Origin of the sequence: Phenylobacterium sp., from assembly GCF_036264965.1 — a bacterium.
Lineage (GTDB): Bacteria > Pseudomonadota > Alphaproteobacteria > Caulobacterales > Caulobacteraceae > Phenylobacterium.
In genome coordinates this window covers 1-1777 of record NZ_DATAPY010000081.1, presented here as the reverse complement: position 1 = coordinate 1777, position 1777 = coordinate 1, and the positions used below count along the sequence as shown (strand labels likewise).

The window sequence follows — 1777 nt, the reverse complement described above, 5'->3', positions numbered from 1 at the left end:
GGCCTCCAGGACCTTGCGTTCCTCGGCGGTAGGCGGGGTGAGGTCGAACCCGGATGGGGAGAGTTGTGGCGTGCTCATGTGCGTCAATCTAAGGTCCCCGCCTTCGGTTCGGAAGTGAGGCGCGTGCTCGGCTAGATGTTTTCCAAGATCCTGATCGCCAACCGGGGCGAAATCGCCGTCCGTATCATCAAGACCTGCCGCCGGATGGGGATCGCCACGGTGGTCGTCTATTCCGAGGCCGACGCCGACTCGATGGCCGTCGAGATGGCCGACGAGAGCGTGTTCATCGGCCCACCGCCGGCGGCGCAGTCCTATCTGGTCGCCGACAAGATCATCGCCGCCTGCCGTGAAACTGGCGCCGAGGCGATCCATCCCGGCTTCGGTTTCCTGTCGGAGAACGCCGGCTTCGCCAAGCGCTGCGCCGAGGAGAAGATCGTCTTCATCGGCCCCAACCCGCACGCCATCGAGGCGATGGGCGACAAGATCGAGTCCAAGAAGTTCGCGGCCAGGGCCAAGATTTCCGTGGTGCCCGGCCACGTCGGCGAGATCGACGACACCGCCCACGCCATCAGGATCTCCGAGGAGATCGGCTATCCGGTGATGATCAAGGCCTCGGCCGGCGGTGGCGGCAAGGGCATCCGCGTCGCCTGGAACACCCAGGACGTGGAAGAGGGCTTCCCGGCGGTGAAGGCCGAGGCCAAGGCCAGCTTCGGCGACGACCGCATCTTCATCGAGAAGTTCATCGAAAGCCCGCGCCACATCGAGATCCAGGTGCTGGGCGACAAGCACGGCAACGTCGTCCACCTGTTCGAGCGCGAGTGCTCGATCCAGCGGCGCAACCAGAAGGTCATCGAAGAGGCGCCGTCCCCGCTGCTCGACGCCAAGACCCGCGCGGCCATGGGCGAGCAGGCTGTCGCCCTCGCCAAGGCGGTGAACTACGACTCGGCCGGCACCGTCGAGTTCGTCGCCGGCCAGGACAAGAGCTTCTTCTTCCTGGAGATGAACACCCGCCTGCAGGTGGAGCACCCGGTCACCGAACTGATCACCGGCCTCGATCTGGTCGAGCAGATGATCCGCTCGGCCTATGGCGAGAAGCTCGCGTTCAGCCAGAAGGACCTGAAGATCAACGGCTGGGCCGTGGAGAGCCGCATCTACGCCGAAGACCCCTACCGCGGCTTCCTGCCGTCCATCGGCCGCTTGGTGCGCTACGACCCGCCGGCCGAGGGCGAGCTGGCCACCGGCGCCCACGTCCGCAACGACGCCGGGGTCCGCGAAGGCGACGAGATCTCGATGTTCTACGACCCGATGATCTCCAAGCTGTCGACGTGGGCCAAGACGCGGCTGGGCGCGGTGGACGCCATGGGCCGCGCATTGGAGGACTTCCACGTCGAGGGCCTGGGCCAGAACATCCCTTTCCTGGCCGCGGTGATGGACCAGGAGCGGTTCCGCTCCGGCAAGCTCTCCACCAACTACATCAAGGACGAGTTCCCCGACGGCTTCCACGGGACCGTCCCTACCGAGTTCCAGCGCGATCTGATGGCGGCGGTGGCCTGCGCCATGCACCGGGTGATCACCGCGCGTGCGGCGCCGCAGCTGCTGCGCCAGGACTGGGTGGTCATCGAGAACGGCGAGCGCCGGCTGGTCCGCGTGACCAACGGCGCGGCCTTGAGTGTCGAATTCCTGGATGAAGGCCGCGCGCTAACGCTCACGGACATCGACTGGCGGCCGGGCCAGCCGGTATTCAAGGGCGTGCTCGACGGCCGCGCCTTCGCCGCCC

The 1777-nt window shown here is 66.7% G+C and carries 1 protein-coding gene; it reads left to right on the top strand.

Annotation, left to right across the window (positions count from 1 at the left end):
* Positions 1 to 135 precede the first annotated feature (135 nt).
* Positions 136 to 1777, top strand: a 1642-nt coding sequence (locus tag VHS75_RS10460; RefSeq protein ID WP_329638558.1) for an acetyl/propionyl/methylcrotonyl-CoA carboxylase subunit alpha, incomplete at its 3' end; no start/stop codon positions are given.